Genomic DNA, 991 nt, shown 5'->3' with positions numbered 1-991 from the left:
CCACGAGGACGACATCGAACCACGGGCCCGGGTCGGTTCCACGTCGGATCCGTGGCTCGACGCGACGACGCGGAACCACGAGCGGAGCGACCGCGGCGCCGCGGACGAGGCGCCCCGCGCACGCGTGCGCCGCCGGGTTCACGCCGGGGCGTCGACCGGCAGCAGCTCGACCTCGGGCGTGGGATCGCTCGCCAATCGGGCGTGCGTCTCGACGTCGAACCGCTCGGCCCCGTACCGGAGCTTCGCCCGCTCGATGCCCTCGGAGCGGAACCCGGCAGCGGTCGCGACCCGGCACGACGCGGGGTTGTTCACGCGGTGCCCGAGTTCGAGCCGGAAGAGCCCGTCGCGGAAGGCCCGATCCGCGACGGTCGCCGCCGCGCGGGTCGCGGTACCGAGACCGCGAGCGGAGCGCGCGAGCCAGTAGGACACCCACGCGGTGTCGTGCCGGTGCTCGATGGCGGTGAGTCCGACGTTGCCGACCGCGACACCGTCCGCCACGATCGCCCAGTGCTGCCGACCGGCCTCCGTCACGAGCACGGTCTCGATGAAGCGCGCAGCGGCGCCGGCGTCCGCCAGCGGGCCGAACTGTGTGTCGAGGTCGTCGGTCGCAGCGCGCGCGGCGACCAGTGCGCCGGCGTCGTCGGGGTCCCACGGTCGGAGGACGATCACGGACGAGCCGCCCCTCGGCGATCGCGGCGCCCCCGGACGACCACGGCCAGCAGTGCGGCGACGAGCAGCGGGATGACGAGCGCGGCGGCTGCCCACGCGATCGCCCGCGCGGCGAGGGCAGTCCGGAAGCCACCCCGCCCGACGACGTACGAGTAGTCGCCGCTGTGCAGAGCGGGGAAGGCCGGAGCGACGGGCCACGCCAGCGTCTCCGCGAGCACCGCGACCACGACGGCGACCCCGGCGAGCAACAGCAGCACGAGGGCGGGTGCGTGGTGACGGAGCCGTGCGCGCATGCCCCCACGGTAGCGGGGCACGCGCGCAC

At 75.5% G+C, this 991-nt stretch carries 2 protein-coding genes; both read right to left on the bottom strand.

Translation table 11 applies throughout. The annotated features are described in order from the left end of the window. Nucleotides 1-138: 138 nt before the first annotated feature. Complete coding sequence (locus ACSW7Y_RS17235) at nt 139-669, bottom strand: GNAT family N-acetyltransferase (RefSeq protein WP_438127445.1); 531 nt, start codon at nt 667-669, stop codon at nt 139-141. Beyond that, nucleotides 666-991: hypothetical protein (locus ACSW7Y_RS17230; protein ID WP_438127444.1), on the bottom strand; the 326-nt coding region annotated here is incomplete at its 5' end. The genes ACSW7Y_RS17230 and ACSW7Y_RS17235, both read right to left, overlap by 4 nt.

This window comes from Curtobacterium flaccumfaciens (assembly GCF_051548005.1).
Lineage (GTDB): Bacteria > Actinomycetota > Actinomycetes > Actinomycetales > Microbacteriaceae > Curtobacterium.
The sequence above is the reverse complement of the archived record's forward strand: the minus strand, read 5'-3'. Positions and strand labels throughout refer to the sequence as shown.